27 protein-coding genes and 1 tRNA gene are annotated in these 25,156 nt (G+C 41.0%); 14 read left to right on the top strand and 14 right to left on the bottom strand.

What is annotated here, in order from left to right; genetic code table 11:
- Positions 1–17: 17 nt before the first annotated feature.
- The 5 genes from ACHSBP_RS04525 to ACHSBP_RS04505 all read right to left on the bottom strand — a co-directional run bounded on the left by ACHSBP_RS04525 (position 18) and on the right by ACHSBP_RS04505 (position 4,532).
- Positions 18–659: a TIGR00730 family Rossman fold protein gene (locus ACHSBP_RS04525; protein WP_010560254.1), complete on the bottom strand. Its 642-nt coding sequence runs from the start codon at positions 657–659 to the stop codon at positions 18–20.
- On the bottom strand, positions 656–1,768 hold the full coding sequence (locus tag ACHSBP_RS04520) for a hypothetical protein (RefSeq protein WP_395388221.1): 1,113 nt from the start codon (positions 1,766–1,768) through the stop codon (positions 656–658). Before ACHSBP_RS04520 ends, ACHSBP_RS04525 begins: the two co-directional genes overlap by 4 nt.
- A gap of 164 nt (positions 1,769–1,932) precedes the next feature.
- Positions 1,933–2,009 (bottom strand) — tRNA-Val (locus ACHSBP_RS04515).
- A 182-nt stretch (positions 2,010–2,191) separates the two neighbouring features.
- On the bottom strand, positions 2,192–3,115 hold the full coding sequence (locus ACHSBP_RS04510; RefSeq protein WP_010560252.1) for a DUF3080 family protein: 924 nt from the start codon (positions 3,113–3,115) through the stop codon (positions 2,192–2,194).
- A gap of 61 nt (positions 3,116–3,176) precedes the next feature.
- Positions 3,177–4,532 (bottom strand): MATE family efflux transporter, encoded by a 1,356-nt coding sequence (locus ACHSBP_RS04505; protein ID WP_010560251.1) that lies wholly within the window; start codon positions 4,530–4,532, stop codon positions 3,177–3,179.
- 66 nt (positions 4,533–4,598) lie between these two features.
- Between ACHSBP_RS04505 and ACHSBP_RS04500 the strand changes: the two genes are divergently transcribed.
- Positions 4,599–5,228, top strand: a complete 630-nt coding sequence (locus tag ACHSBP_RS04500; RefSeq protein ID WP_010560250.1) for a riboflavin synthase — start codon at positions 4,599–4,601, stop codon at positions 5,226–5,228.
- A gap of 15 nt (positions 5,229–5,243) precedes the next feature.
- Here the strand turns inward: ACHSBP_RS04500 and ACHSBP_RS04495 are convergent, their stop codons facing one another.
- Positions 5,244–5,447 (bottom strand): CPXCG motif-containing cysteine-rich protein, encoded by a 204-nt coding sequence (locus ACHSBP_RS04495; RefSeq protein WP_010560249.1) that lies wholly within the window; start codon positions 5,445–5,447, stop codon positions 5,244–5,246.
- 60 nt (positions 5,448–5,507) lie between these two features.
- Positions 5,508–6,383: a fructosamine kinase family protein gene (locus ACHSBP_RS04490; protein WP_010560248.1), complete on the bottom strand. Its 876-nt coding sequence runs from the start codon at positions 6,381–6,383 to the stop codon at positions 5,508–5,510.
- A gap of 210 nt (positions 6,384–6,593) precedes the next feature.
- Here ACHSBP_RS04490 and ACHSBP_RS04485 point away from each other — a divergent pair, with 210 nt between their 5' ends.
- A complete protein-coding gene (locus ACHSBP_RS04485) occupies positions 6,594–7,298 on the top strand; it encodes a hypothetical protein (RefSeq protein ID WP_010560247.1) in 705 nt (234 codons plus the stop codon).
- Positions 7,299–7,393: 95 nt separating this feature from the next.
- Here the strand turns inward: ACHSBP_RS04485 and ACHSBP_RS04480 are convergent, their stop codons facing one another.
- The 4 genes from ACHSBP_RS04480 to cobT form a co-directional block, all read right to left on the bottom strand.
- Complete coding sequence (locus ACHSBP_RS04480; RefSeq protein WP_010560246.1) at positions 7,394–7,744, bottom strand: DUF3718 domain-containing protein; 351 nt, start codon at positions 7,742–7,744, stop codon at positions 7,394–7,396.
- Positions 7,745–8,000: 256 nt separating this feature from the next.
- A complete protein-coding gene (gene cobO, locus ACHSBP_RS04475) occupies positions 8,001–8,597 on the bottom strand; it encodes a cob(I)yrinic acid a,c-diamide adenosyltransferase (RefSeq protein WP_010560245.1) in 597 nt (198 codons plus the stop codon).
- Between the two features lie 2 nt (positions 8,598–8,599).
- On the bottom strand, positions 8,600–9,367 hold the full coding sequence (gene cobS, locus ACHSBP_RS04470; protein WP_395388220.1) for an adenosylcobinamide-GDP ribazoletransferase: 768 nt from the start codon (positions 9,365–9,367) through the stop codon (positions 8,600–8,602).
- Positions 9,367–10,380: a nicotinate-nucleotide--dimethylbenzimidazole phosphoribosyltransferase gene (cobT, locus tag ACHSBP_RS04465; RefSeq protein ID WP_010560243.1), complete on the bottom strand. Its 1,014-nt coding sequence runs from the start codon at positions 10,378–10,380 to the stop codon at positions 9,367–9,369. Before cobT ends, cobS begins: the two co-directional genes overlap by 1 nt.
- 69 nt (positions 10,381–10,449) lie before the next feature.
- Between cobT and cobU the strand changes: the two genes are divergently transcribed.
- From cobU to ACHSBP_RS04445, 4 genes are all read left to right on the top strand, one after another.
- Complete coding sequence (gene cobU, locus ACHSBP_RS04460) at positions 10,450–10,974, top strand: bifunctional adenosylcobinamide kinase/adenosylcobinamide-phosphate guanylyltransferase (RefSeq protein WP_010560242.1); 525 nt, start codon at positions 10,450–10,452, stop codon at positions 10,972–10,974.
- Positions 10,955–11,554 carry a histidine phosphatase family protein gene (locus ACHSBP_RS04455; RefSeq protein ID WP_010560241.1) on the top strand — a complete coding sequence of 200 codons (600 nt, stop codon included), beginning with the start codon at positions 10,955–10,957 and terminating at the stop codon, positions 11,552–11,554. The genes cobU and ACHSBP_RS04455 overlap by 20 nt, the downstream gene beginning before the upstream one ends.
- A gap of 106 nt (positions 11,555–11,660) precedes the next feature.
- A complete protein-coding gene (locus tag ACHSBP_RS04450) occupies positions 11,661–13,043 on the top strand; it encodes an amidohydrolase (protein WP_010560240.1) in 1,383 nt (460 codons plus the stop codon).
- An 11-nt stretch (positions 13,044–13,054) separates the two neighbouring features.
- Positions 13,055–14,302, top strand: a complete 1,248-nt coding sequence (locus tag ACHSBP_RS04445) for an amidohydrolase family protein (RefSeq protein WP_010560239.1) — start codon at positions 13,055–13,057, stop codon at positions 14,300–14,302.
- 42 nt (positions 14,303–14,344) lie between these two features.
- On the opposite strand, the gene ACHSBP_RS04440 is transcribed toward ACHSBP_RS04445, so the two are convergent.
- Together ACHSBP_RS04440 and ACHSBP_RS04435 are read right to left on the bottom strand one after the other, a co-directional pair.
- Positions 14,345–14,785 carry a DUF3010 family protein gene (locus tag ACHSBP_RS04440; RefSeq protein WP_010560238.1) on the bottom strand — a complete coding sequence of 147 codons (441 nt, stop codon included), beginning with the start codon at positions 14,783–14,785 and terminating at the stop codon, positions 14,345–14,347.
- Between the two features lie 95 nt (positions 14,786–14,880).
- Positions 14,881–15,801 carry an endonuclease/exonuclease/phosphatase family protein gene (locus ACHSBP_RS04435; RefSeq protein WP_010560237.1) on the bottom strand — a complete coding sequence of 307 codons (921 nt, stop codon included), beginning with the start codon at positions 15,799–15,801 and terminating at the stop codon, positions 14,881–14,883.
- A 232-nt stretch (positions 15,802–16,033) separates the two neighbouring features.
- Here ACHSBP_RS04435 and thrS point away from each other — a divergent pair, with 232 nt between their 5' ends.
- From thrS to rplT, 4 genes are all read left to right on the top strand, one after another.
- Positions 16,034–17,944 carry a threonine--tRNA ligase gene (gene thrS, locus ACHSBP_RS04430; protein WP_010560236.1) on the top strand — a complete coding sequence of 637 codons (1,911 nt, stop codon included), beginning with the start codon at positions 16,034–16,036 and terminating at the stop codon, positions 17,942–17,944.
- 62 nt (positions 17,945–18,006) lie between these two features.
- Positions 18,007–18,564 (top strand): translation initiation factor IF-3, encoded by a 558-nt coding sequence (gene infC / locus ACHSBP_RS04425; RefSeq protein ID WP_010560235.1) that lies wholly within the window; start codon positions 18,007–18,009, stop codon positions 18,562–18,564.
- 170 nt (positions 18,565–18,734) lie between these two features.
- Positions 18,735–18,935 (top strand): 50S ribosomal protein L35, encoded by a 201-nt coding sequence (gene rpmI / locus ACHSBP_RS04420; protein ID WP_010560234.1) that lies wholly within the window; start codon positions 18,735–18,737, stop codon positions 18,933–18,935.
- A 15-nt stretch (positions 18,936–18,950) separates the two neighbouring features.
- Positions 18,951–19,310, top strand: coding sequence for a 50S ribosomal protein L20 (gene rplT / locus ACHSBP_RS04415; RefSeq protein ID WP_010387194.1), 360 nt, complete (start codon positions 18,951–18,953; stop codon positions 19,308–19,310).
- A gap of 160 nt (positions 19,311–19,470) precedes the next feature.
- Here the strand turns inward: rplT and ACHSBP_RS04410 are convergent, their stop codons facing one another.
- Positions 19,471–20,298: an SDR family oxidoreductase gene (locus ACHSBP_RS04410; RefSeq protein ID WP_010560233.1), complete on the bottom strand. Its 828-nt coding sequence runs from the start codon at positions 20,296–20,298 to the stop codon at positions 19,471–19,473.
- Between the two features lie 106 nt (positions 20,299–20,404).
- Between ACHSBP_RS04410 and ACHSBP_RS04405 the strand changes: the two genes are divergently transcribed.
- The 4 genes from ACHSBP_RS04405 to ACHSBP_RS04390 all read left to right on the top strand — a co-directional run bounded on the left by ACHSBP_RS04405 (position 20,405) and on the right by ACHSBP_RS04390 (position 25,101).
- Complete coding sequence (locus ACHSBP_RS04405) at positions 20,405–22,162, top strand: M14 family metallopeptidase (protein WP_395388219.1); 1,758 nt, start codon at positions 20,405–20,407, stop codon at positions 22,160–22,162.
- 2 nt (positions 22,163–22,164) lie between these two features.
- Positions 22,165–22,809 (top strand): MBL fold metallo-hydrolase, encoded by a 645-nt coding sequence (locus ACHSBP_RS04400; RefSeq protein WP_395388218.1) that lies wholly within the window; start codon positions 22,165–22,167, stop codon positions 22,807–22,809.
- Between the two features lie 78 nt (positions 22,810–22,887).
- On the top strand, positions 22,888–23,346 hold the full coding sequence (locus ACHSBP_RS04395; RefSeq protein WP_010560230.1) for an Lrp/AsnC family transcriptional regulator: 459 nt from the start codon (positions 22,888–22,890) through the stop codon (positions 23,344–23,346).
- Between the two features lie 198 nt (positions 23,347–23,544).
- The gene (locus ACHSBP_RS04390; protein ID WP_010560229.1) at positions 23,545–25,101 is read left to right on the top strand and encodes a SulP family inorganic anion transporter; all 1,557 of its coding nucleotides are present in this window, start codon (positions 23,545–23,547) and stop codon (positions 25,099–25,101) included.
- Positions 25,102–25,156: the final 55 nt, after the last annotated feature.

Here is a 25,156-nt window from a genome sequence, read left to right as displayed (position 1 = left end):
ATATCCCTTTATTGTTATTATGGTTGTTGACGACCTCGAGCGTGTTTAACAATAATCGCCACCGCTTCTTCGATATCATCGGTTACAGTGAACAACGAAAAGTCACTTTGGTCAATCAATCCTTTTTTAACTAGCTGTGCTTGCATCCAATCAACCAGCCCTTGCCAAAATTCTGAGCCAAATAGCACGATAGGCATTTTTGAAATGCGGCCGGTTTGTAGTAGCGTAAGCGATTCAAATGTTTCATCGAGTGTACCAAAGCCACCAGGCATACAAATATAGCCCATAGAGTATTTTAAAAACATCACTTTACGGGTAAAAAAATAGCGAAAATCAAGAGGTTGATTTTGATATGGGTTAGGCACTTGTTCGTGTGGCAGTTCAATGTTTAGGCCAATGCTTTTGCCGTTTGTTGCACCGCGATTGGCTGCTTCCATGATCCCAGGCCCACCGCCAGAAATCACCGCAAACCCTTCTTCTACAAAGCGTTTGGCAATATCGACGGTTGCTTGATAGTACGTATCGCTTGGCTCTAAGCGTGCTGAGCCAAAAATAGAGATGGCAGGACCCGTATCTGATAATTTATCAAATCCATCGGCAAACTCACTGATAATACGAAACATGCGCCATGATTCGTCACCCTTTAAATCATCGATCATTGTGCATCTCCTTTTAACACCATAAACCACGCGTCAATATAATCCGGCATATGTCGGTTTGCATCGTAATAGGCGTTAATGCCTGGGTAACTGCCTGCTAAATAGTCCAGCTGATACAAGTTATTTTCAAACGCGCCACCGGTATCGGCCATCACTGCCATTCGGTATTCGCTATGACTTTTAAAATCAAATTGCGCAAAAACTAATGCGCCCAGCCCGAGTTGATAAATATCACCCGCAAACGTTACTTCCGGTAATACTTCAATTTTATGGTCTGCGTCTTTGCCATAGCCTAAAATGCCATCTACTTGTTTAAAGTACCAGTAACGATTTTGTAAATATGGCTTAATTGCTCGGTCGTAGGTAATGCCGTTATTGCGATGCACATTGTAAACACGCTGCTGTCCCTTAATATCAACAACGATAGTACCTTGTAACAGTGCTGACTCTATATCTTCTCGTGACAAATAAACAAGCGGTTTTGCTAGCTTTTTGGCGTCAATCACACCACCTAAAATAGCTTGTTTACCGTATTTGAATCGCGTTAGGTGTTTTTTTGTATTTGCTTCTTCTAGTGATAAATGGTGTTCATCAAACGGCAGCGCATAAAGTGGAAACGGTGTTTCGCTTGTTTTGCTGTCACTGCCGCTCGCTAAATGCACATAGTATTTTGTCATTAACACTTTATCGGCGGTGAGATTTTTAAGTAATGGTTTTTTGTTACTTAGTTTTTTCGCATGTTTTGTGTCTGAACTAATACGATAGAAATCATAATGTTTCGTTAGAAACTCAAAGTTTGTCAGCTGATGGGTATTATTCATATCATCGTGTTTAGCAAATTCACACAGTGATTTAAGCGTTCGTTCGATGTCTTTTTCAGTAATCCCAAATTGCGAAAGTTTATTTGCATGGATCACCGCGGGATCGTATGCGTTACCCAGTGCACGATAGGCAAGGGTATTATCTGCAACCTGACAAAGCTTATCGCTGTCAGTATTAATTTTAAGGCTTGTTGGCGGTGTTTGTTTGCTAATTGAAAAAGCATTCGCGAACAGGTGAGTTGAGTATATAGCGCACACTAGAAAAGAAAGTAGAACATTAAACTTCATTTAAACATCAATAAGTAAGCTAAGTGATAGATGCCAGTTTACTAATTTCAAAAGTGAGAAGCTAGAAAAACGCATAGATGATGAAGCTAATAGAAGAAACTTATGAACGTAGAATAAAATTAGAAACAACGAATATTTAAGGGGGAAGATATTTTGGAATTAAATGGTGGGTCTGAGTGAATTCGAATCACCGACCTCCACGATGTCAACGTGGCGCTCTAACCAACTGAGCTACAGACCCTCTATTTATGGTTCGCATTCTACATAGAATTTTTTGTTGCACAAGCAGAATTTTCACCAAACGCGTTTAACTGATGGATTTATATGCAGTTTGCTGTGTTCTTTTATATTCATGTTAGACAGATGTAGATATTGAGCGTAAGTCTAAGACGACGCCAACTCAACCACAAAAGAACATCGGGCTTAGCCTGGTTGAATGTTGCAGCGTTTATACAGTTGTTGCCACCAAGTAACATGCGTAACTGAATAGTGCTTAAGGCTGGTATCGAGCGAAAGCGGATGAATTTTTAAATCACTTTTGTAAGGTTGTTGGTTCTGATTTTGCCAAAGGCCAAGTAATGCAGGCTTTACTTGCATATATTCCTGCAACAGATAGTTGTGATAGCCTTGAATTTTGCTGCCATAGAATTTGCTAAAAATATTTGTTAGTACGGTGGCGCTTTGATTGTTATGTCCGGTTTTACAAATATCGTTAAACGATACAGATTCGAGTGCTTTATTTTGTTGCTGCAGTATAAAAATTTGTTCGTACAAAGCTCGCAACAAACTTGGCAAATAGCTGTTTTTGAATAGTGTTGCTAAATGCGCTTCTAATTCAGCGCTGTTTATTTGGTTAAATTCTTGATTTACCAACGCGCTTTTAACGCTCGCTAAATAATTTAAGGTATTAAGTGTGTGTTGCTTTTGCGTTTGGTTAACATCGAGCAGTGAATAAGATACAGGTAAATAAAGCGAGGCAAGTTGCTTGTCTAAAAACAGCATTTTTTCCCAATAAGTAAACAGCAAGTCAGCTTTTTGTTGTTTTACTTCGTTGAGCTGCTTTGTAAGCTCAGCGTCGTTAAGTGTTGTAACACAATTAGGTACCATCTGGATAAAACGCACGTTATATACAAACTCGCTGCTTGGACCGCTGACTTTCCCCAGCTGTGAATTGCGCTCAGCAATCAATTGACCTAATTGGCAATGCTGTAACTTATTAAGTTGTAGAATGCCAATAGTGCTAGCATCGATGTTGGAAAAGGTTGGTAAAACCAACTTTTTACTGTCTTGATAGGGGCTAAGCTCGGGTAACGTGAGCTGTGTATTTAAGCGTGCGTGGTAATCCAAATTAATCTCGCTAGGTGCCTTTGAGCACCCAGCAAGTATTAAAATAATTAAGGTTGTGGTACTAAGCGTTATTAAATGGCGCGTTAGCAAGACGTTTCCTCACGGTATAAATTAATAAAACGGCTGCGGTTGATAAACCAACAATAATGCCGAGCCAAAAGCCTTCTGGTCCCATAGGCTCAACAATTAAATCAGTTAATGCTAATACGTAACCTAAACTAAAACCGATTAACCAGTACGATATAAACGTAATATACGAAATAGGCGCGGTGTACTTTAAGCCACGTAAAATACCTGTTGCAGCGACTTGCAGCGCATCGGGTAATTGATAAAAACACGCCAAAATTAAAATCGCGCTGGCGAGGGCGATCACTTCGCTATTATCACTGTAAACACTACCGATCACGCTACGTGACAAGAACGTAATAAGCGCTACTAGTGTTGAAATCATCAATGCTAATAACAAACTAGTTGATACGGTACTTTTTACTGCGGCATAGTTTTTTTGTCCGGTAAGATTACCAACACGAATGCAAATGGCGAGCGCAAGGCTTAATGGGATCATAAATAATACCGTTGATACACTTGCAGCCACTTGGTGACCTGATACCGCAATAGCCCCAAGCGGTGCAATAAAAAGTGGAATACAGGCAAATAGCGTTACTTCAAAAAAGTGTGCAAGGGCAATGGGTGTGCCAAGCTTGGTAATCGTTAGCTGTGTAGCAAAGTGTGGTTTAATTGCGCGAGAAAATAGAAAACGACCTTTTAGGCGTTTTGAATACAGCATATAAATAAACAAACTGAACGCCATTGACCAATACACAATAGCCGTGGCGATTCCGCAGCCAGCACTGCCGTAGGCGTCGATACCGAATTTACCGTGAATGAAAATATAGTTGGCGGGAATATTAATTGCTAAGCCAATTGCGGCAATGTAAACCGCAGGCTTGGTGTATGCCATACCTTCACAGACACAGCGAAGTACATTGTAAATTAAAAAGCCAAGTAAGCCCCATTTAACATAGCTAATATAACCAAGAGCAAGACCTGCTACTTCCGGTTCCATTTTGATATAAGAAAGCGGAATATCAACAAAGAATATGAGTGCTAAACCAAGTGCCGCAAGCAGCAAAGCTAAGTAAAACCCTTGATACATATCATGGCGAATTGCAAATAGCTTCTTTGCCCCAAAGTTTTGCGCTACCATACCCGTTAAAGCTAATAAGACACCCAGTAGTGTCAGTAAAACTGGGTTCCAAATACCTAACGCAATGGCAAGCGCTGCTAAATCATAGGCACTTACTTGTCCCGCCATTACGGTATCCACAACGCCCATTAAAATCATGGTAACTTGGGCAATAAAAACAGGGATAGCCAAGCGAAGAATAAATCTCGCTTCAAAAACATTAAAGGTCATACTTGCGCATTCTAGCAAAATAAGGAAAATCGTAGTTTACTGAATGTAGAGATAGATAGGAATTAAATGTTTACTGGTATTGTACAAACAAAGGCGTCGGTGGTATCTGTTTCCAAAAGTGGTGAAATTATGCGTCTAGTTTTGTCTACTCCCAACGCATATTTAAATCATTTGGACATTGGTGCGAGCATTTCAATCAATGGTTGTTGTCTTACTGTGGTGGAATACGAGCTCGGTCATAAAGACGTAGTTGGCCAAGTGCATTTTGATGTGATCGACGAAACCTTGAAGCTCACTAACTTAGGTAAATTAAAACAAGGCGAAAAAGTAAACTTTGAACGCTCGGTTACCTTTGGTACTGAGTTGGGCGGACATATTGTCTCTGGGCATATTCACACCGTTGCTAAGCTTACGCGTATTGAACGTGAGCAAGATAACTGCGCAATGTTTCTTTCGTTACCGGAAAAATGGCTCAAATACATTAACTACAAAGGCTTTATTAGTGTAAACGGCTGCAGCTTAACGGTTGGCGAAGTTACTCACAACGGATTTTATCTACACCTAATTCCAGAAACGCTAGAAGTAACCAATTTGGGTCTTGCACACATTGGTAGCGAATTTAATATCGAGGTGGACCAACAAACCTATACTATTGTTGAAACTATCGAACGTTATATGAAAGCGAAAGGTCTCTAATTGCTGCCGAAAGGTTTAAAAAACCTGTTCGTCATCACTGTCGACACTGAGTTCCACTTTGTTGTAAATCCTATTTATGTGCATATTTAAATGGATAGGATTGCAACAGGCTGCACAGTCTTCGTAGTATTCTTGGTCGCCGAGTGTTGTATCAAGTTCTACATCGACATGATTGCCACAATGCGGGCAAGTGATCCGTTGAAATTTATGGTCTCTCATAGCAGTTTCCAACAATAAAGACACTTGTTAAAGTGTAGTCGAAAACCTTAATTTTACCCGCTAGTCTAGACCATATCGTTGCTGGATTTTAACAACTTGCATATGCGCATCTTCAATATATTGATTACCAAAAATATTTCCATGATTAAGCACGTGGTACAAGTTATAAATATGCTTTCTTTCTTGGTAAGTTTCGGGCAGTGGATAGGTATCTTGATAGCCAACATAAAAATCATGGTGAAATTTGCCAAACAGCTCGGTCATAGCAATATCGGCTTCGCGGTCGCCATAATAGCATGCTGGGTCAAACACGCTCGGTTTGTGTTGGCAAAAGCCTACATTGCCTCGCCATAAATCACCATGCAGTAATGATGGCTGACAACGATGGGTATGCAGTATTTGCTTTATTAAATCGACAAAGCGGTCAATATCCACCAAATGAATGCGTTTTTCCGCCAGCAGTTGCAGTTGAAAACCAATTCGCTGTTCGGCAAAAAAAGTATCCCATTTTTTATGCCACTCATTAGGCTGAGCAGTTAAACCTATGTAGTTATCTAAATCAAAGCCAAACATTTGTTGTTGATGTTTTTTATGAAGTTCAGCTAATGTCACACCAAAGTGATACCAATCGGTTTCTCTGCCGTCATCTAAATCAAGCCATTCAATTACATGGTAGGCAAACTCATTACTTTGACCGACAAGCAGCGAATCGGCAACGTAAAAAGTGCTTTCTTTGGTAAGGGTGTTTAAACCAATGCGTTCTTGTTCAAAGTTATCGAGTTTGTCTTTACTTGCGACTTTAACAAAAAAACTCTGTTTATCATCTGAAAGTTTATAAAGCAGATCATCTCCAGAGTTCGACAGTTGAATTTTGTTCGATATAGCGAGGTTACAATGTAGGGTTTTTGACAGTTCGGTGATTAGGGCATTCCACATGATTAAGTCCTTCGCGCGATTTAGTTTGCTAGTGGCGCAAGCACACAGTTGAGCAACAAACTAACTATAGTCAAGGCTCATTATTTTTGAGCACCGTTTACAAAAAAGCACATAAAATAAGAAGAAATTCGGCTTTTTGCCCTTGCTTCTAGCCAAACCCAAACTTTAAAATAGCGGCGATTTGGGTTTAGCTGGAATTTGGAGGGTTAGTTGAACAAGCACGCTATCACCAATCTTGTCGCTGTGGTGTTAACAGTGGCGGGTTTTGTATTGTCTTTACCGTGGTTACTTAGCATTGGTTTATTTGCGTTATCAGGTGCGCTAACAAACTGGCTTGCTGTGCACATGTTATTTGAAAAAGTACCCGGTCTTTACGGTTCGGGTGTGATTCCAAATCAGTTTGAACAGATTAAATTAGCCATTAAGCGCTTATTTATGTCGCAGTTCTTTACTCAAGAAAATATTAATAAGCTCATGTCAGCAGAGCTGGATAATAGCGATAATGGCATCGATTTCACGCCGATCATTGAAAATACCGATTTAAACCCTGCGTTTGACTCGTTGGTAGACGTGGTTGAAAACTCGCAGTTTGGCGCGATGCTTGGCATGTTTGGTGGTACAGCAGTACTTGAACCAATGAAACAGCCGTTTATTGAAAAAATGCAGTCATCGCTTATTGAGATCAGTAGCTCTGAAGTATTCCATAAAACTGTGCAAGCACAGCTAACATCTAACACCAGTGCGGAAAAGCTCCAATCAAAAATTGAAGCGATTATTGAGGCGCGTTTAACCGAGTTAACGCCTGAACTTGTCAAAGAGCTTATTCAAAACCTTATTAAAGAGCACCTAGGCTGGTTGGTTGTTTGGGGTGGAGTATTCGGTGGTTTATTTGGCTTACTTGCTCATTTTATTTAAAGCCGATTATCTATTAAAAAGAATTACGTAAAAACGGAGGCAGAGCCTCCGTTTTCTTGTCTTATTCCTGTCATTATCCAAACACCATGTTAAGGTTACTTGCTGCCTGAAACATAGATGATTTGTTTTTTCGCCATTGCTAAGTCTTGAATACTGGTTGATGTTTTAACTTCTAAGTTTAAATATTTGCCAGTGCGGTTAAGGCCATATGTATTTGCAAATTTCGCCAGCGACATATCATTACAAGTTAGTTTATCCGCCAGTGAATGCTTTTTAAGATAAGTTTCTTTAAGTTCACGATGTAGTTTAAGCGGTTTGTTTGTTGTCATTGCCATACAAAGCGCAGTACCCGGCGAATTATCTGCTGCGACAAATTGTGTATCTGCAGATGCGTTTACTGAAGCGAAAAGGGTGGTGCTAATAAGTGCTGCTGCTAAAATTTTCATGTTAAATTCCTCATTCCAACATTAATTAAAGTAAATGTTCACGTTTTCAATTGAACGTACTTATATAGTCGCTGAAACTCGAAAAAATGCTGTTAACCGAACGTGACAGGGTGTAAAAGAGTATTTCAAATGTGTCATTAGCGCATAAAAAACGCCACTTTTCATGGCGTTAATATGTGACATTTGCAATAAATAGCTGAAATTATTTTTTAACTTTTTTCATTGCTGAAGTAATTACACGTCGCTTTGTGTTAATTTACCAGTCGATGCCTTTACGCGCTTTAACGCCGTTTTCAAAGGCATGTTTGACATTACGTACTTCGGAGACTGTGTCAGCGAGCTCTTCTAACTTACGGTGTGCTGCGCGACCGGTCACAATCACGGATTGCTCTTTTGGGCGTTTGGCAATTGCCATTAGTACGTCATCAAGGTCAATATAGTCGTAATTAATCATGTAGGTGATTTCATCAAGTACGACCAAATCTATGGTGTCATCTGATAAACACTGTTTGATGTCTTGCCACACAGCTTGCGCGGCTTGTGTATCTGATTCTCGGTTTTGCGTTTCCCAAGTGAAGCCTGTCGACATAACAAAAAAAGTGGCGCCGGCATTTTCAAGTAAATTGCGCTCACCACACTCCCAGCCGCCTTTAACAAATTGTGCTACAGCTGCTTTTTGCCCATGACCTACAGCACGTGCAACCGTGCCAAACGCACTGGTCGACTTCCCTTTGCCATTACCAGTGATAACGAGAAATAGTCCTTTCTCTATGGTTGCTTTGGCAACTTTCTCATCGACCGCTTTTTTGATTTTTTCTTGACGCTTTTGATGTTGTTCAAATTTATCTGACATTGTTATTCCAAAAATAATAAAACTAAGCAATATATCAATACTTCGAAAATTTGCTGAGCCGCGCCCAAACAATCTCCGGTATAGCCATTAATGTGTTTTTTAAACCAAGCGATAAGTACGCTGCGAACCGCGAAACAGGTCACAAAGAGTGCTATAAGCTGTAGTAAACTCATGCCATACAAAAATAACACAGCACATAGTACACAAAAGGTAAGCCATAAACGGTTCTGAGCGCTGCTTGGCAAGTGTTTGGCAATTGGTTTTACTTTGCTTATGGTGTCTTCTGTGACATAAGGGCATGTGCCAATAATACTAGTGGCAAATGCACGGCTAATACCATGTGCTGCGATTAATGCCATGACAATATGACTTGTTGCAACGAGGGTTTGATACTTGATTGCAAACAGCGAAATCAGAGCTAGTGTACCATAGGTGCCAAGGCGTGAGTCTTTCATAATTTCCAGTTTTCTATGGGCATCGAATGCACCGCCAAAGCCATCGGCAATATCTGCTAGGCCATCTTCATGAAAACCGCCCGTAAGTAATAAACCAATTATTATTACAAGCACAACCGATACGCTAATTGGCAACACAAGTTGTAAAAGGTAAACACATAACCCGAGTAAACACCCAATAAATACGCCAACTAGCGGAAAATAACCAGACGCCTTGTTGAGTTTGTCATCACTGTAGTCGTCTATATGAATGGGAATACGCGTTAAAAAGCTGAGCGCTAACTTAAATAACGCGATTTCATGTTGTAGCGTCATTACAAGGCAATTCCCAAATCTTCAAAACTGGCCATCTCATTGTAAAAGTTAACGGCTGCCTCAATTAACCCAAGGCAAAGTGCGGCGCCAGTGCCTTCTCCTAGCCTTAAAGAAAGATCAAGCAATGGCTCTACCGCTAATTTGTCTAACATTTGGCCATGTGCGGATTCGTTTGATTTATGGGCAAATACTAAATTAGTTCTAATACTTGGTTTGATTGCCAGAGCAATAGCCGCTGCGCTTGTTACAATAAATCCATCAACCAATATTAATTTGTTGTGTATAGAAGCTTCCAGCATGGTAAAGGTCATGGTAGCAATCTCAAAACTACCTAGCTGGCGCAAAATTTCGAGCGGCTGGTCGCTGTCTACACGCTTAACCGCCTTACTTATAAGCAAACGTTTGTTGTTAAATTGTTGCTGGTCAATGCCAGTGCCATGTCCAACCACATTTTCTACAGGTAGCTTAAATAGTTTTGCAAATATAGCACTTGCTGGACTGGTATTACCGATCCCCATTTCGCCAAAGGCTATTAGATTAGTATCTAGCTGTTGTAGCAACTTTTCACTATGCAAGCGTGCTTCATCGAACTGTGTTTCAGTTAAAGCGGGCTCTACGCTTATATCACCACAAACATTACCTAAGCGCGCGTTTATTAAATTATTATGCGTTGGTAATTGGGTCTGAATACCGCAATCGACTACCTTTAATTGCCAATTTGTTGACTTTATAAAGCTATTGATCGCAGCTTGCCCGCTTAAAAAGCAACTCACCATCAACGTGGTAACGTCACTTGGGGCAATACTGATATTGTGTTTAGCAATACCATGGTCACCAGCAAACACAAGTAACGTAGGATTTAGAATAGATAATGAATTTTCACTGCTAGGGGTAAGGTGTAGCGTAGCGATTTGCGCTGCAAGTTGTTCTATTTTACCAAGCGAGCCTAACGGTTTAATCTTACCGTTAATGGTGTTTTGAATTGTGTCGGCAATATTGTTGCTGGTAGACATCTGGATTTCCAAATATTTTTTAGTTATTGTGCGTGACAAACCCAGCAGTAACAAGGGCTTTTGCTTTTAATGAAGAAAAATTTAGTAATTGGTGGTGTGCGTTCTGGTAAATCCCGTTATGCCGAACAAACAGCGCAAGAATACGCAACTCAGCTAGGACTTCCGGTTGTTTATATTGCAACCGCTGAAGCGTTTGACGATGAAATGAAAAGCCGTATCGAGCGCCACAAACACACGCGCCCTAAGCAGTGGCAAACCATTGAAAGCGGTCCCAAACTTGTTGACTCATTGAATGCAGTTGAAGAACCTTGCATTATATTGATTGATTGCTTAACGGTTTGGCTAAATAACTGTTTGTATTATCAACAAATTGATTGGCAAGAAGAAAAGCAACGCTTTCTTGATTGGTTAACGCGAACTAAAAATGCTGTGATTATGGTAAGTAATGAGGTTGGTTTTTCTATAACCCCCGATAATGCATTAGCGCGCCAATTTGCCGATGAGCAAGGTTGGTTAAATCAAGATGTTGCGCGTATTGCAAGCACGGTTACGTTTACCATTGCTGGGATCGCTCATGAACTCAAACACGACTAACATTTACTTACTACGGCATGGGTTACCAGAGGGTGATAAATGCTTACGTGGATTGACGGATTTTGCGATCACCGAACACGGGCTTTCACAAATGCAGCAAGCTAGCGATGGGCTAACTATCGATGCCGTTATAAGCTCGCCACTTAAACGCTGTTGCTACTTTGCAAAAACCTACGCCGATGACAAAAACCTCAGTTTTGAAACGATGAGTGATTTTGCTGAAATGAATTTTGGCGATTGGGATGGCAAACCATTTAGCGAATTATTTGAGCACCATAACAGCCAAATTATGGCATTTTTTAAATCGCCGTATTCGGTATCGCCTCCTAATGGTGAAACCATGGTGGCGTTTAATCAACGTGTAACCACAGCGTTTAAATTTGTCTGTCAGCAGTATCAAGGAAAGAATCTATTACTGGTAAGTCACGCTGGCGTGATGCGCGAAATTCTTCAGTTAGTACTCGGGGTACAACAATCCGATGGGCAGTTTCAGCAATCCATTGATTTAGCCTACGCTAGTTTGTTAAAGATTAGCGTGATAAATGACAAGGGCGACTATTTTTACCGATTACATTTGTAGCGTTTACATTTGTTTATAGCAAATAAGCGGGTGTTTACCGTAAAAATGTGCAATTGCGGCTTTTATTCGCTACATTTGAGCAGTATTTTTTCGGAGAATAACAATAATGCAAAGATTTATCCCTTCTGCGTTAGTTGTTGCTATGTCACTGGGGCTGGCAGCTTGTAATAAACAAGCACCACAAGGTGAGCACGTTTCAATTAACAAAAATCCATACCCGAGTACTTATCAACCTTATGAAAGTACAGAATTACTGATTAAGAATGCTACCGTATTAACAGGTACTGGCGAACGTCTTGATAATGCAGATGTATTGATTTTAAATGGCCAAATTTCAAAAGTAGGCGAAAACTTAAGTCATGCAAGTGCACGCGTAATTGACGCCAATGGCAAGTGGGTTACTCCGGGTATTATTGATGTACACTCGCATTTAGGTGCCTACCCAAGCCCGTCGGTTGAATCGCACCAAGACGGCAATGAAATGACTAGCCCAAATACCGCTTACGTATGGGTTGAACACTCAATCTGGCCACAAGATCCTGGTTTTAATACTGCCCGTGCTGGTGGTATTACATCACTGCAAGTTTTACCAGGCTCAGCTAATTTATTTGGCGGCCGCGGCGTAACGCTTAAAAACGTACCAGCGCACACCATGCAAGCAATGAAATTCCCAGATGCACCTTATGGTTTAAAAATGGCATGTGGTGAGAACCCGAAACGCGTATATGGTAGCCGCAAAGAGTCACCAGCAACACGTATGGGTAACATGGCTGGCTATCGCAGCGCATGGGCTGAGGCAACAGAATACAAACTTGCTTGGGAAAAATACGATCGCGAGCATAAGTTAGGTTTAACCGTTGATGCACCAGAGCGTGATATTAAACTAGATACACTACGTGGCGTTTTAGATGGCGAGATCATGATCCATAACCACTGCTACAAAGCAGAAGAAATGGCGATGATGATTGACCTATCAAAAGAATTTGGTTACCACGCAGGTACGTTCCACCATGGTATTGAAGCATACAAAATTGCAGACTTACTAGCAGATAACGGCAGCTGTGCTGCACTTTGGCCTGATTGGTGGGGCTTTAAGATGGAAGCTTACGACATGGTGCAAGAAAACATTGCCATTGTTGATGCGGTTAAAAATTCATGTGCCATCGTTCACTCAGATTCAGACACAACAATTCAGCGTCTAAACCAAGAAGCGGCAAAAGTAATGTACCGCGCTAATGAAAACGGTTTTGATATTAAAGAAGAGCATGCTATTCGTTGGATCACGCAAAACGCTGCGATATCGCTGGGTGTTGAAGATAAAGTGGGTAGCCTAGAAGCCGGCAAGCAAGCAGATGTTGTTATTTGGAATCAAAGCCCATTTAGTGTTTACGCACAGGCAGAGCAAGTATTTATTGACGGCGCAAAAGTATATGACCGCAACGATGAAAAATACCAAGCGAAAAGCGACTTTATGTTAGGCCAGCAATAAGGAATACAGTGATGAAATTATTTAAACAGACCTTACTTGCTGCAGCGGTGTTAAGTTCAGCAGGCGCAATGGCGCAAACAACTGCAATTATTAATGCACAAATCCATACTGCATCTGAGCAAGGTGTTATTAAAAACGGTAGTGTGATCATCGAAGACGGCAAAATCAAAGCCGTTACTACTGACGCAGCAACCGCAGATGTGATTATTGATGCACAAGGTAAAATTGTAACGCCTGGTTTTATTGGCAGCATGAACCAACTTGGTTTAGTGGAAGTGGGCGCCGTTGCTTCATCGCGTGATGGCAACGAGAAAAAAGGTGGTATTACCTTTGACCCATCACTTGCGTTTAACCCAAAATCAACACTGATTGCGTATGCACGTAAAGGCGGGATCACCCGTGATGTTATTGCGCCAAGTTGGGGTGAAAGTCCATTTGTTGGTTTAAGCTCAACGGTTAATTTAAGCGGCGAGTTTGGTACAAGTGTGGTTGATAGCCAAAATGCGATTATTGTTAATCTAGGCGGTACTAAAGACGGTTCACGTGCAGCGTCTTTAAGTGAATTTATCGATACGCTAGAAGAGCAGCAAACGAAAATTGCGAAAGCAAAAAAATCTGACAAAAAAGACGATAAAGCAGAGCCTTCTAAAAAAGAAAAGCTATTAACAGCGGCATTAAACGGTGAAAAACCTGTTGTTGTGCGTGTATCACGTGCACAAGACATGCTTGAGCTAATTAAAGTGAAAGAGCGCTTTGGTATCGATTTGGTGATTTCAGGCGCGGAAGATGCATTGCCAATCAAAGCAGAACTGGCGGCAGCTAAGGTACCTGTTATTTTAAGTGCGATGGCAAATTTACCGGGTGATTTTGATTCGTTAAATGCGTCACTTGAAACAGCTGGCGAGTTAGAAAAAGCCGGTGTGCTGGTGGCACTTACTATTGCAGGCGATAGCAGCCACAATGTGTATCAACTGCGTTATGATGCGGGTAATGCAATTGCCAATGGCATGAGCCGAGAAGGTGCACTGAAAGCGATTACAAGTAATGTTGCTGAAATCTTTAATATTGAAGATGCAGGTAGCATTGAAGTTGGCAAGGCTGCAGATTTAGCTGTATGGTCGGCAGACCCATTTGAATTCAGCACTACACTTGAAAAAGTGATGATTAATGGTGTTGAAGTATCGACTGAGTCGCGTCACGATAAATTACGTGACCGTTATATGGCTGAAACCAATATGCCACGTGCTTACACTAAGTAAACTCAAGCACATTAAAAAAGGCGCCAATTGGCGCCTTTTTACTTACGCTTTATTATAAGTGCGGTGCGTTAGGTCTATGTAGGCTGTAAAAAATGCCGTTTCTTGAAACTTTTTAAGGCCGGTATCTTCAAAATCAATTGGCAACGGATTTTTCTTCAGCTGTTCTTTCATTGCCGTTGGATTAAGTAATACCACACGCATATCGTCAATCAGTTGCAGTGCCGCTTCAATTTTAAAGCCTTGTGGGCTGCCCGCGAATTTCCCTTTTTGTTGACGCTCTTTGATAGCAATGCTATCAACTTGGTAATCTTGCATTAGTTTTGCAAAATCAAACTGAAATTTACGGATTTCTTCAGCATCATCGCTTTTTGGTAATACAAATCGTGTTTGGCGCACATCACGAATATCAAATACATCGTTGTCTTTTGCTAATACACAAATTAAGGCTTCAGAGCCTTTAATTTCAACACCACATGTTCTCATTGGGGCATTCCTAACTAAAAATTTTCGCTAGTTTACCACAGGCCTTATAAATAACATTAGTGTGTTCAGATAAATTACGATGATTAATGGCGCTGTTAGGAAAGGGTAATACAGACCATTGCATGATCGGTTGTTACGTTGATTTCGTCTTGGCTAATATGCTCGTCCTGCACCTTGAAATCAAGTGTACCCAAATTTAATTCACTTAAAATCGATTCAGGGCAAACGATGTAGTCGAGCACACTGCCTTTGCCATAATAATAGTGAGTTGGTTTACGGGTTTGTAATTGGCTCAAATAAAAGCTGTCGAGCAGTTTTAAATCGCCATCAAGGTCTTGTTTAAATTCAGTTTCTTCGGTAAAAAATGCTAAGTTCGATTGCACCGCTTGTTGATTAAAATCTCCCATAATAAAACTGGGAAGCGGGTGTTTAAGTTGCTGACTGATAAAATCAAAATACAGTGCCATGGCTTCATCGGCACGTTGTTTATCAGATAGTATTCGGCCAATATGGGAGATTGCGACAGGTGATATTTCGTCTGCGTTAGGCAGTTCGTCGGCAATGTCGGTTGCGCGTTTTGATTTTAAATGTGTGCCGTATAATCGTATATGGCCATATTCAGGGTGAGTGATTTCACAATTAATAATTTCACGCGACAGCGCCGACATTTTTAAAAATGGCGGCACATCAATGCGCCTGACATTGGTAATAGGAAACCGCGATGCAATTAAAACAATTGGACGTTTATATAAATAAGGATTGTGCTCATCGAGCGCAGGTTCATCGCAAATAGCAAAGTGGGGAAGCCCGCATTGGGCGATTAGTTCAGTTAATGCGCATACTGAGAACACTTCTTGAAAACAAATGACATCGGGGCGGGTGTTTAATAACAATTGACTCAGCCACGCTTCTTTTTGCTGCCATTGCGCTTTAGTGTAGGTCGATTCGAAGTCATAAAAGCTGTAAGGTGGCTTGCAGTAATTGCATAAATTTAGAGAGGCTATGGTCAGTGACATTGTCTTTACTTCGCTTGCTGATTACCCCTAAGTATGTGTGATTTGGAAAATTAGTCAATCGGCTCGGTTTCTCCTTGTAATTCATAATTTGCTAGTTAAAATAACTGTTTTACTTTCATGAGCCGAGTATTTAAGTAACCACACTTATTGTAAAAGTGTTTTGAATGCTGGACTCACTTTATTAACTGCATGTGATGCATTGTAGGCATCACCACTGTAGCAAGGACAAAACATGCCAATTATTACTCTTCCAGATGGCTCACAACGAGCATTTGATAATCCTGTTTCTGTATTAGACGTTGCACTAGACATCGGCCCTGGTTTAGCTAAAGCAACCATTGCTGGTCGTATCAATGGCGAACGTGTAGACGCATGCCAGCTAATCACCGAAGACAGCCAGCTGGAAATCATTACCGCAAAAGATGACGATGGTTTAGAAATCATTCGTCACTCATGTGCTCACCTATTAGGTCATGCAATTAAGCAGCTTTACCCAGATGTTAAAATGGCGATTGGTCCAACAATCGACAACGGTTTTTACTACGACATCGATATGGAGCACTCATTAACAGCGGAAGATCTAGAAAAACTAGAAAAGCGTATGTTAGAACTTGCGAAAACAAATTACGACGTTGTTAAAAAAGTTGTTACTTGGCAAGAAGCGCGCGATGCATTTGAAGCGCGTGGTGAAACGTACAAGATGGAAATCTTAGACGAAAACATCAGCCGTGATGATACTCCAGGTCTATACCACCACGAAGAATACATTGATATGTGTCGTGGTCCACACGTACCTAATATGAAATTCTGTCAGCACTTTAAAATTATGAAAGTGGCAGGTGCATACTGGCGTGGTGACTCAGATAACAAAATGCTACAACGTGTTTATGGCACAGCGTGGGCAGATAAAAAACAATTAAAAGCGTATTTAAAGCGTCTTGAAGAAGCAGAAAAACGTGATCACCGTAAAATTGGTAAAGCACTGGATTTATGGCACTGGCAAGAAGAAGCGCCAGGCATGGTGTTTTGGCACAATGACGGCTGGAGCATTTACCGCGAGCTAGAAGACTTTGTGCGTGAGAAACTGCGCGAATATAAGTACGAAGAAGTAAAAGGCCCATTAATGATGGACCGTGTACTTTGGGAAAAATCAGGTCACTGGGATAAATATGGCGATGCGATGTTTACCACTGAATCTGAAAAGCGCGAATATGCGATTAAGCCAATGAACTGTCCAGGTCACGTTCAGATCTTTAACCAAGGTTTAAAATCATACCGTGATTTACCACTGCGTATGGCTGAATTTGGTTGTTGTCACCGTAACGAACCATCGGGTGCACTACACGGCCTAATGCGTGTACGTGGCTTTACACAAGACGATGCGCACGTATTCTGTACTGAAGAGCAGGTAATGGAAGAAGTATCATCGTGTATCAAAATGGTATACGACACATACGAAACATTCGGCTTCGAAAAAATCGTGGTAAAACTATCAACGCGTCCGGAAAAGCGCATTGGTGAAGACGAAATGTGGGACAAGTCAGAAAAAGCACTGGCTGATGCACTTGATGCAAATGGTATTGAATTTGAATACCTACCAGGTGAAGGTGCATTCTACGGTCCGAAAATTGAATTCACATTATACGACTGTTTAGAGCGTGCGTGGCAATGTGGTACGGTTCAGTTAGACTTTGCATTACCAGGTCGTTTAGGTGCAACTTATGTTGCAGAAAATAACGAACGTAAAACGCCAGTGATGATACACCGTGCGATTTTAGGTTCAATTGAGCGTTTCATCGGTATTTTAACTGAAGAATATGCGGGATTATTCCCAACTTGGTTGGCACCAAAACAGGTTGTGGTAATGAATATTACCGATAAACAGTCTGAATATGTTACAGAAGTTGTAGAAAAATTGAATAATCTTGGATTTAGAGCCTGTGCTGACTTGAGAAATGAGAAGATAGGCTTTAAAATTCGCGAGCATACTTTAAAACGTATTCCGTATTTACTAGTTGTTGGTGATAAAGAAGTAGAACAACAAGAACTAGCAGTTAGAACACGTACTGGTGAAGACCTTGGCAAGTTATCAGTTGATGACTTTATTGCTAAGCTTGCTGAAGAAGTTAAAAATAGAAAATAAAATAGTGCAAGGTGTGTATAAATAATGTACATTACGCACCTTGTTTTTAATCTTGGTATTTCGTGGAGGAACGAACCATTAGAGGCGGAAAAAAGGGCCCAGCGGCTCAAAAAAATCGTATCAACGAAGAAATTACAGCAAAAGAAGTCCGTTTAGTCGGCTTTGAAGGTGAGCCATTAGGCGTAGTTAGCCTGCAAGAAGCATTTGATAAAGCAGATGCTGCCGGTGTTGATTTAGTTGAAATTAGCCCAAATGCAGAGCCACCTGTTTGTAAAGTGATGGATTTCGGTAAGTTCATCTTTGAAAAAAGCAAAGCACAAAAAGAACAAAAGAAAAAGCAGAAGCAGATCCAGATTAAGGAAATCAAATTCCGTCCAGGTACTGACATCGGTGATTATCAAGTTAAATTACGCAATTTAACTAAGTTCTTAGAAGCGGGCGATAAAGCAAAAGTTACTATTCGTTTCCGTGGTCGTGAAATGGCGCACCAAGAAATCGGTATTGATTTATTAAACCGCATTAAAGACGATTTACAAGACATCGCTCAAGTTGAGTCTTTCCCTAAAAAAGTGGAAGGCCGTCAAATGATTATGATGTTATCACCAATTGCTAAAAAGTAATGGTGCAAAGATAAACTAGGTATAAAGTGAGGCTTTTAGCCTCCACCTTGTTTAGCCGGTTAAAGTGAACTTTGTTCCACCGGTAATTGGTAGTAAGTTAGGCCTGCAAAGTGAATGTAAATTCCGCCTACTTGCTGAATATTAAAGCAATATCAATTGGAGTTATTGCAATGGGCTATAAATTAAAAAGCCACAGAGGTGCTGCAAAGCGCTTCAAAAAGACTGCTTCAGGCGGTTTCAAGCGTAAACAAGCGCACTTACGTCACATTCTGACTAAGAAATCTTCTAAGCGTAAGCTTCACTTACGTCCTAAGGCTATGGTTCATAAGAACGATATCGGCCTTATCAACCGTATGTTACCATTCGCTTAATAGGGGTTTTTAGTCATGGCAAGAGTTAAACGCGGTGTTATCGCACGTGCACGTCACAAGAAAGTTTTAAAGCAAGCTAAAGGTTACTACGGAGCACGTTCACGTGTTTATCGCGTAGCGTTCCAAGCAGTAACTAAAGCAGGTCAATACGCTTACCGCGACCGTCGCGCTAAGAAACGTACTTTCCGTCAATTATGGATTGCACGTATCAACGCGGCAGCACGTCAGAACGGTCTATCTTACAGCCGTTTCATTAACGGTCTTAAGAAGTCATCTGTTGAAATCGATCGTAAGATCCTTGCAGATATCGCTGTATACGACCAAGTAGCTTTCGCAGCACTAGTTGCTAAAGCAAAAGAAGGTCTAGCTGCTTAATCTTTGATTAAAACGCTTTACAGATTTAAAGGGAGCTTTTGCTCCCTTTTTTAATTTCTAAGTATTGAGTGTTCAGATTTAAGATTTCAGAATACTCCAGAACCCAGAACCCAGAACCCAGAACCCAGAACCCAGAACCCAGAACCCAGAACCCAGAACCCTATCTCGACTTGGTTAAAATGCTGTCCATTAAGCGGGTCGATAAAATACGCTTTAAGTAGCCAAATAAATAGGTAGGGAAGGTCACGTAGTAGCGTGGTTTCGCACGTTTTGCTTCAATGGCATGCAGTAACTTTTTATAAACCGCTTCTGGGCCAAGTGTAAATGGTTGCGCTTTACCTTTTACTTCAAGACGTGCCTGTTGTTTTAAATAGTTTTCATAGTGGGCACTGTTTTCAGCGTCAATCTCAGCACTAAAAAATGCGGCTAATGCGTTGTCTCTAAATTTCGATTCAATTGGCCCAGGCTCAATTAAACTAACCTGAATATTGGTATCTGATAGCTCTTGGCGCAGAGTGTCGGTTAAGCCTTCTAGTGCAAATTTACTGGCATTATAGGCACCACGATAAGGTAAAGTGACTAAACCTAACACAGATGAATTTTGAATAATGCGGCCTTGGCCACGTTCACGCATATGCTTTATGGCTAGGCAGGTTAAATGGTGCCAACCGAATAAATTGGTTTCAAATTGGGTTCTCAGTGCATGTGTTGGCAAGTCTTCTACTGCGCCCGGCTGGCCATATGCACCGTTATTAAATAGCACATCAATATGACCGAGAATATCGAGCGCTTGGCGATAACCACTTTCAATACTGGCTTCACTCGCAAGGTCGAGCTGGACACTGTGAATACCTTCTTGTTGTAGGCGCGCAACGTCTTCTAATTTACGGCAAGTTGCGACGACCTTATAGCCACGTTCAACGAGCGCTTTTGCACAGTAATAGCCAATGCCGCTTGAACTACCTGTTATTAGTACTGTTTTAGTCATATGTTCTGATTTTAAAGAATAATTGGCCCTACCTTAACGCGTTCAATTGCAAATTCAAGTTAATTTGATTACCGTAAAGCCAAATTATTATAAAGAAATAACACGCATGTTTTTAAACGCTTTATTACTGACTGCGAGCCTTTCTGCAGTTGACCACTTACCGCCACTTACCGCGTGGCAAGGGCAAAGTGAACGCCTATTACAACCAACCAATCCACTGGCAACACAATTTGAACGTTCAGGTGGTATGGAATCCCCTAATTATCACGATACCATGGTGTATCTCGATAAACTGGTTGAGGCAAATAGTAAGCAGTTTAAAATCGAGTCGATTGGTACCAGTGACGCGGGTCGGCCAATAAAAATGCTTATCGCCAGTGAAACAGGTCAAATCGATAACAATAAAGCGACTATTTTGCTACAAGCGGGTATTCACTCTGGTGAAATAGATGGCAAAGATGCCACCTTTATGTTGCTGCGTGATATCGCTCAAGGGCAGCGAAATGATATTTTAAAACGCGTAAATTTACTGTTTATTCCGATTTTAAATGTCGATGGACATGAAAATGCGAGCCGCTTTAACCGTATTAATCAGCGTGGTCCTGAGGTCATGGGGTTTCGTACTAATGGTCGCAATTTAAACTTAAACCGAGATTACACTAAGCTTGAAACCCCTGGCGTTCAGGCGGTGATGCGCGTGATTAATCAATATCAACCAGATATGTACGTTGATATGCATGTAACCGACGGTGCGGACTATCAGTATGATATTACCTATGGCTCAACGCCTAGTTTCGCTTCGGAATCACCAAAAATTGCGCAATTTATTACAGAAAAGATCAATCCGGTAATTGACGCGAAACTGTCACGTTTTGGCCATATCCCAGGCCCACTGGTGTTTGTTATGAATAAGCGTGAAATGAGCGAAGGTCTAGCAGGTTGGGTTGCCACGCCGCGCTATTCTAATGGCTGGGGTGATATTACTAATTTGCCAACCATTTTATTAGAAAATCATTCATTAAAACCATACAAACAACGTGTACTTGGCACTTACGTATTTTTAGATGGTGTGATTGATGCCGTTTCAAATAATTTGAGCAAGTTACGCCGCACAGTGAAAATTGAAAAAGACTTTATGCCGCGTGAATTAGTTGTTGCCCGTAGTTATAGCAAGGTACCGGTAAATATTGACTTTTTGGGTATTGAATATGAAAAGTACTTCAGCGAATTAAGCGCTCAACAAGAAGTGCGTTACACAGGTAAGGCAATAACGTACAAAGGGTTACCGGTTTTTTGGCGTAAAGAGGTGGTTGAAAAAGTGAAAGTGCCTGCCGCATATTATTTACCAAAAGCGTGGAGTAATATCGCAGCAAAATTACAGCAACATGGTATTAAGCTTGAGCGTGCCTATGGTGTTGTAAATAACTTAAAAGCAATTACGGTTACCGATCACACTTTTTCATCAACACCATTTGAAAGCCGATTGCAGGTATCTGGCCAATTTGAGTATTCAAATGCCGCTAAAGTTGATTTAAGTACGTATTACAAAATAAGCACTGCGCAACCAAATGGTAAATTGGCGGTGCATTTACTGCAACCAGAAGCGGAAGACTCGTTCTTTAAGTGGGGCTTTTTTAATAGTATCTTTCAACGCACTGAATATTCAGAAAACTATGCGTTATTGCCGTTTGCAGAAAAAATGCTAGCAAATGACCCAGCGTTGAAGCGTGCGTTTGACGAAAAGCTAGACAGCGATAGTGAGTTTAAAAACAGCGCGCAAAAACGTTTAGCGTGGCTGTACAGCAAAACCCCATTTTACGATGGCGGGTACTTAAATTACCCCGTTTTAATTGAGTATGAGTGATTATGTTAGACGTTTTTACAAATCCTGTTACGCCGTTTGCACAAAATGCTAATTTATTAGTGTGTAAAACAACTAAACATGCTGCAATTATTGATCCCGGTGGGGATATTGAAAAGTTAATCGCGGCAATTAATAGTGCAAATGCCTCACTAAAAGCGATTTTATTAACACATGGTCATTTAGATCATGTTGGTGCTGCGAAGCAATTGGCCGAAACTTACGATGTGGACATTGTTGGTCCTCATCTAGGCGATAAGTTTTGGCTAGATGCATTGCCACGACAAAGTGAAATGTTTAACTTTCCGCTTGCTGAGGTGTTTACCCCTAATACCTGGCTAGCGGACGGTGATACCTTTTCATTTGGTGAAATCACCCTAGAAGTGCGTTTTACCCCAGGGCATACGCCAGGTCACGTTGTTTTCATTGAACATGACTCTAAACGGATATTCGTTGGTGATGTTTTGTTTAACGGTTCGGTAGGGCGCACTGATTTTCCAGGTGGCAATGCACAGCAGCTAAAGCAGTCGATTGAATCACAGATTTATTCGCTGCCAGAGGATTATACGGTTTACCCAGGTCATGGGCCAACCACAACTGTAGGTCATGAAAAACGTACCAACCCATTTACCAGTGGTCGCTTTGGCTAAATTATTAATAAATCAGCAGACGCAAAGACTATTGTATAGTATTATTTAACCATTAATGAGTAAATTTAAGAATAAGCTATGTCATTAAACCAAGTAGATCGTCAAATACTCGCATTGATTCAAAAAGACGCGAGCTTATCAACGGCAGAGATTGCCGACAAAGTAGGGCTATCACAGTCTCCTTGTTGGCGTCGTATTTCTCGTTTAGAACAAGAAGGATACATTAAAGGCAAGGTAGCGATTTTAGAGCCGAAAAAACTCGGTTTTGATATGTTGGTTTACGCGCATGTGCGCCTGTCTAGCCATGGCCGCGCGCAGCTAGCTGAATTTGAAGAACTTATTCAAAGCTATGATGAAGTAACTGAGTGTTACACCATGGCAGGCACTATGGACTTTATGCTTCGTATTATTTCAAAAGGCATTGAAGGCTATGAGCAGTTTGTGCGTGATAAATTATTAAGTTTAGATTACGTTCAAGAAGTACACTCGAACGTAACCATGACCTGCGTAAAGCGCTCAACTTCGCTGCCGTTATAATTTTGAGTTATTGAGCACTACAACGGGGCTCACAGTTAACAAAATTTGTATTTAAACCGCCTTTAGGCGGTTTTTTTGTGAAATTTAATAAATTGTTATAAATCGTCGATTCTGCTAAACTTCGCGCCCTCAAAATAGACTAAAATAAACGCATTACAGCAAGTTTTGCTCAATGTTGTGCTACTCAATGGGAGATCCATGTTTAACTTATTATCTAGAGCCCCTAAATCGGCAAAGAACGATATTCTGTCTGGTTTAACCGTCGCACTAGCCCTTGTGCCAGAAGCGGTGGCTTTCGCATTTGTTGCGCACGTAGAACCTTTGGTTGGCTTGTATGCAGCATTTATTGTTGGTCTAATTACTGCTGTATTTGGTGGTCGCCCAGGTATGATTTCAGGTGCAACGGGTGCGTTAGCGGTTGTTATGGTGAGTCTAGTTGTCACCCACGGTGTAGAGTATTTATTTGCAACCGTACTCTTGATGGGTATTTTGCAGATATTAGCGGGTGTGCTAAAGCTTGGTAAATTTATTCGCATGGTGCCGCACCCTGTAATGCTCGGGTTTGTTAATGGTTTGGCTATTGTTATTTTCTTAGCGCAGCTAGGGCAATTTAAAGCGCCTGATGCAAATGGTGAAATGCAATGGATGACAGGCGAACCAATGTTTATCATGGCAGGCCTTGTTGCGTTAACCATGGCGATTATTCATTTCTTACCAAAACTCACATCTGCAATTCCTTCATCACTTGCGGCAATTGTTGTAGTAACTGGTTTGGTGATTGGTTTAGATTTAGAAGCACGTACTGTTGTTGATTTCTTAAAAGATATGACGGGTGACGTAAACGCGACGATGGCAGGCGGCTTACCTGAATTTCATATTCCGAACGTACCTATGACACTTGAAACTCTGTGGATTATTTTACCGTATGCTTTAGTACTTGCGGCAATTGGTTTAATTGAGTCGTTATTAACGCTAACCTTAATTGACGAAATTACTGAAACACGAGGCAACGGAAACCAAGAATGTATTGGCCAAGGTGCGGCAAACGTAACATGCGGTTTCTTTGGTGCGATGGGGGGCTGTGCGATGATTGGTCAGTCAATGATCAACATTAACTCAGGCGGTCGCTCACGTCTTTCAGGTATTACAGCGGCAGTTATGCTACTGATGTTTATTTTGTTTGCAGCCAGCCTAATTGAAATGATCCCGCTTGCAGCACTTGTAGGCGTAATGTTTATGGTAGTACTTGGCACATTTGAGTGGTCAAGCTTCCGTATTATGAAAAAGGTGCCTAAAACAGACGCGTTTGTGATTGTGTTAGTATCGGGTGTTACGGTAGTAACCGATCTTGCCGTAGCGGTATGTGTTGGTGTTATTGTGTCTGCGTTAGTGTTTGCTTGGGAACACGCAAAACATATTTACACGACGTCTTACATCGATGAAAACGGCTCAAAAGTATATGAATTGCACGGTCCGGTATTCTTTGGCTCAGTTAAAAACTTCTTAGAGCTATTTGATGTTAAAAATGACCCAGCGGATGTGATTGTTGAGTTTAAACACAGTCGCGTTGCCGATCACAGCGCCATTGAAGCAATTGATAGTCTTGCAGAACGTTACACTAAGCAAGGTAAAAAGTTACATTTACGTCATGTTTCTAAAGACTGTCAGAAGTTATTGTCTCGCGCAAAAGACTTAGTCGAAGTTAACGTAATTGAAGATCCAACCTATAAAGTTGCGTCTGATAAATTAGGTTGATTTATAATCACTTAACTATTGAAAGCTGGCTTCTGCCAGCTTTTTTTATGGCAAA

Source organism: Pseudoalteromonas sp. XMcav1-K (assembly GCF_044005875.1).
Taxonomy (GTDB): Bacteria; Pseudomonadota; Gammaproteobacteria; order Enterobacterales; family Alteromonadaceae; genus Pseudoalteromonas; species Pseudoalteromonas spongiae.
The sequence above is the reverse complement of the archived record's forward strand: the minus strand, read 5'-3'. Positions and strand labels throughout refer to the sequence as shown.

Coding starts and splice junctions, on each gene's coding strand:
- ACHSBP_RS04525 (WP_010560254.1), bottom strand. CDS start 659: ATGATCGATGATTTAAAGGGTGACGAATCATGGCGCATGTTTCGTATT.
- ACHSBP_RS04520 (WP_395388221.1), bottom strand. CDS start 1,768: ATGAAGTTTAATGTTCTACTTTCTTTTCTAGTGTGCGCTATATACTCA.
- ACHSBP_RS04505 (WP_010560251.1), bottom strand. CDS start 4,532: ATGACCTTTAATGTTTTTGAAGCGAGATTTATTCTTCGCTTGGCTATC.
- ACHSBP_RS04500 (WP_010560250.1), top strand. CDS start 4,599: ATGTTTACTGGTATTGTACAAACAAAGGCGTCGGTGGTATCTGTTTCC.
- ACHSBP_RS04495 (WP_010560249.1), bottom strand. CDS start 5,447: ATGAGAGACCATAAATTTCAACGGATCACTTGCCCGCATTGTGGCAAT.
- ACHSBP_RS04490 (WP_010560248.1), bottom strand. CDS start 6,383: ATGTGGAATGCCCTAATCACCGAACTGTCAAAAACCCTACATTGTAAC.
- ACHSBP_RS04480 (WP_010560246.1), bottom strand. CDS start 7,744: ATGAAAATTTTAGCAGCAGCACTTATTAGCACCACCCTTTTCGCTTCA.
- cobO (WP_010560245.1), bottom strand. CDS start 8,597: ATGTCAGATAAATTTGAACAACATCAAAAGCGTCAAGAAAAAATCAAA.
- cobS (WP_395388220.1), bottom strand. CDS start 9,367: ATGACGCTACAACATGAAATCGCGTTATTTAAGTTAGCGCTCAGCTTT.
- cobT (WP_010560243.1), bottom strand. CDS start 10,380: ATGTCTACCAGCAACAATATTGCCGACACAATTCAAAACACCATTAAC.
- cobU (WP_010560242.1), top strand. CDS start 10,450: ATGAAGAAAAATTTAGTAATTGGTGGTGTGCGTTCTGGTAAATCCCGT.
- ACHSBP_RS04455 (WP_010560241.1), top strand. CDS start 10,955: ATGAACTCAAACACGACTAACATTTACTTACTACGGCATGGGTTACCA.
- ACHSBP_RS04450 (WP_010560240.1), top strand. CDS start 11,661: ATGCAAAGATTTATCCCTTCTGCGTTAGTTGTTGCTATGTCACTGGGG.
- ACHSBP_RS04445 (WP_010560239.1), top strand. CDS start 13,055: ATGAAATTATTTAAACAGACCTTACTTGCTGCAGCGGTGTTAAGTTCA.
- ACHSBP_RS04440 (WP_010560238.1), bottom strand. CDS start 14,785: ATGAGAACATGTGGTGTTGAAATTAAAGGCTCTGAAGCCTTAATTTGT.
- ACHSBP_RS04435 (WP_010560237.1), bottom strand. CDS start 15,801: ATGTCACTGACCATAGCCTCTCTAAATTTATGCAATTACTGCAAGCCA.
- thrS (WP_010560236.1), top strand. CDS start 16,034: ATGCCAATTATTACTCTTCCAGATGGCTCACAACGAGCATTTGATAAT.
- rpmI (WP_010560234.1), top strand. CDS start 18,735: ATGGGCTATAAATTAAAAAGCCACAGAGGTGCTGCAAAGCGCTTCAAA.
- rplT (WP_010387194.1), top strand. CDS start 18,951: ATGGCAAGAGTTAAACGCGGTGTTATCGCACGTGCACGTCACAAGAAA.
- ACHSBP_RS04410 (WP_010560233.1), bottom strand. CDS start 20,298: ATGACTAAAACAGTACTAATAACAGGTAGTTCAAGCGGCATTGGCTAT.
- ACHSBP_RS04405 (WP_395388219.1), top strand. CDS start 20,405: ATGTTTTTAAACGCTTTATTACTGACTGCGAGCCTTTCTGCAGTTGAC.
- ACHSBP_RS04400 (WP_395388218.1), top strand. CDS start 22,165: ATGTTAGACGTTTTTACAAATCCTGTTACGCCGTTTGCACAAAATGCT.
- ACHSBP_RS04395 (WP_010560230.1), top strand. CDS start 22,888: ATGTCATTAAACCAAGTAGATCGTCAAATACTCGCATTGATTCAAAAA.
- ACHSBP_RS04390 (WP_010560229.1), top strand. CDS start 23,545: ATGTTTAACTTATTATCTAGAGCCCCTAAATCGGCAAAGAACGATATT.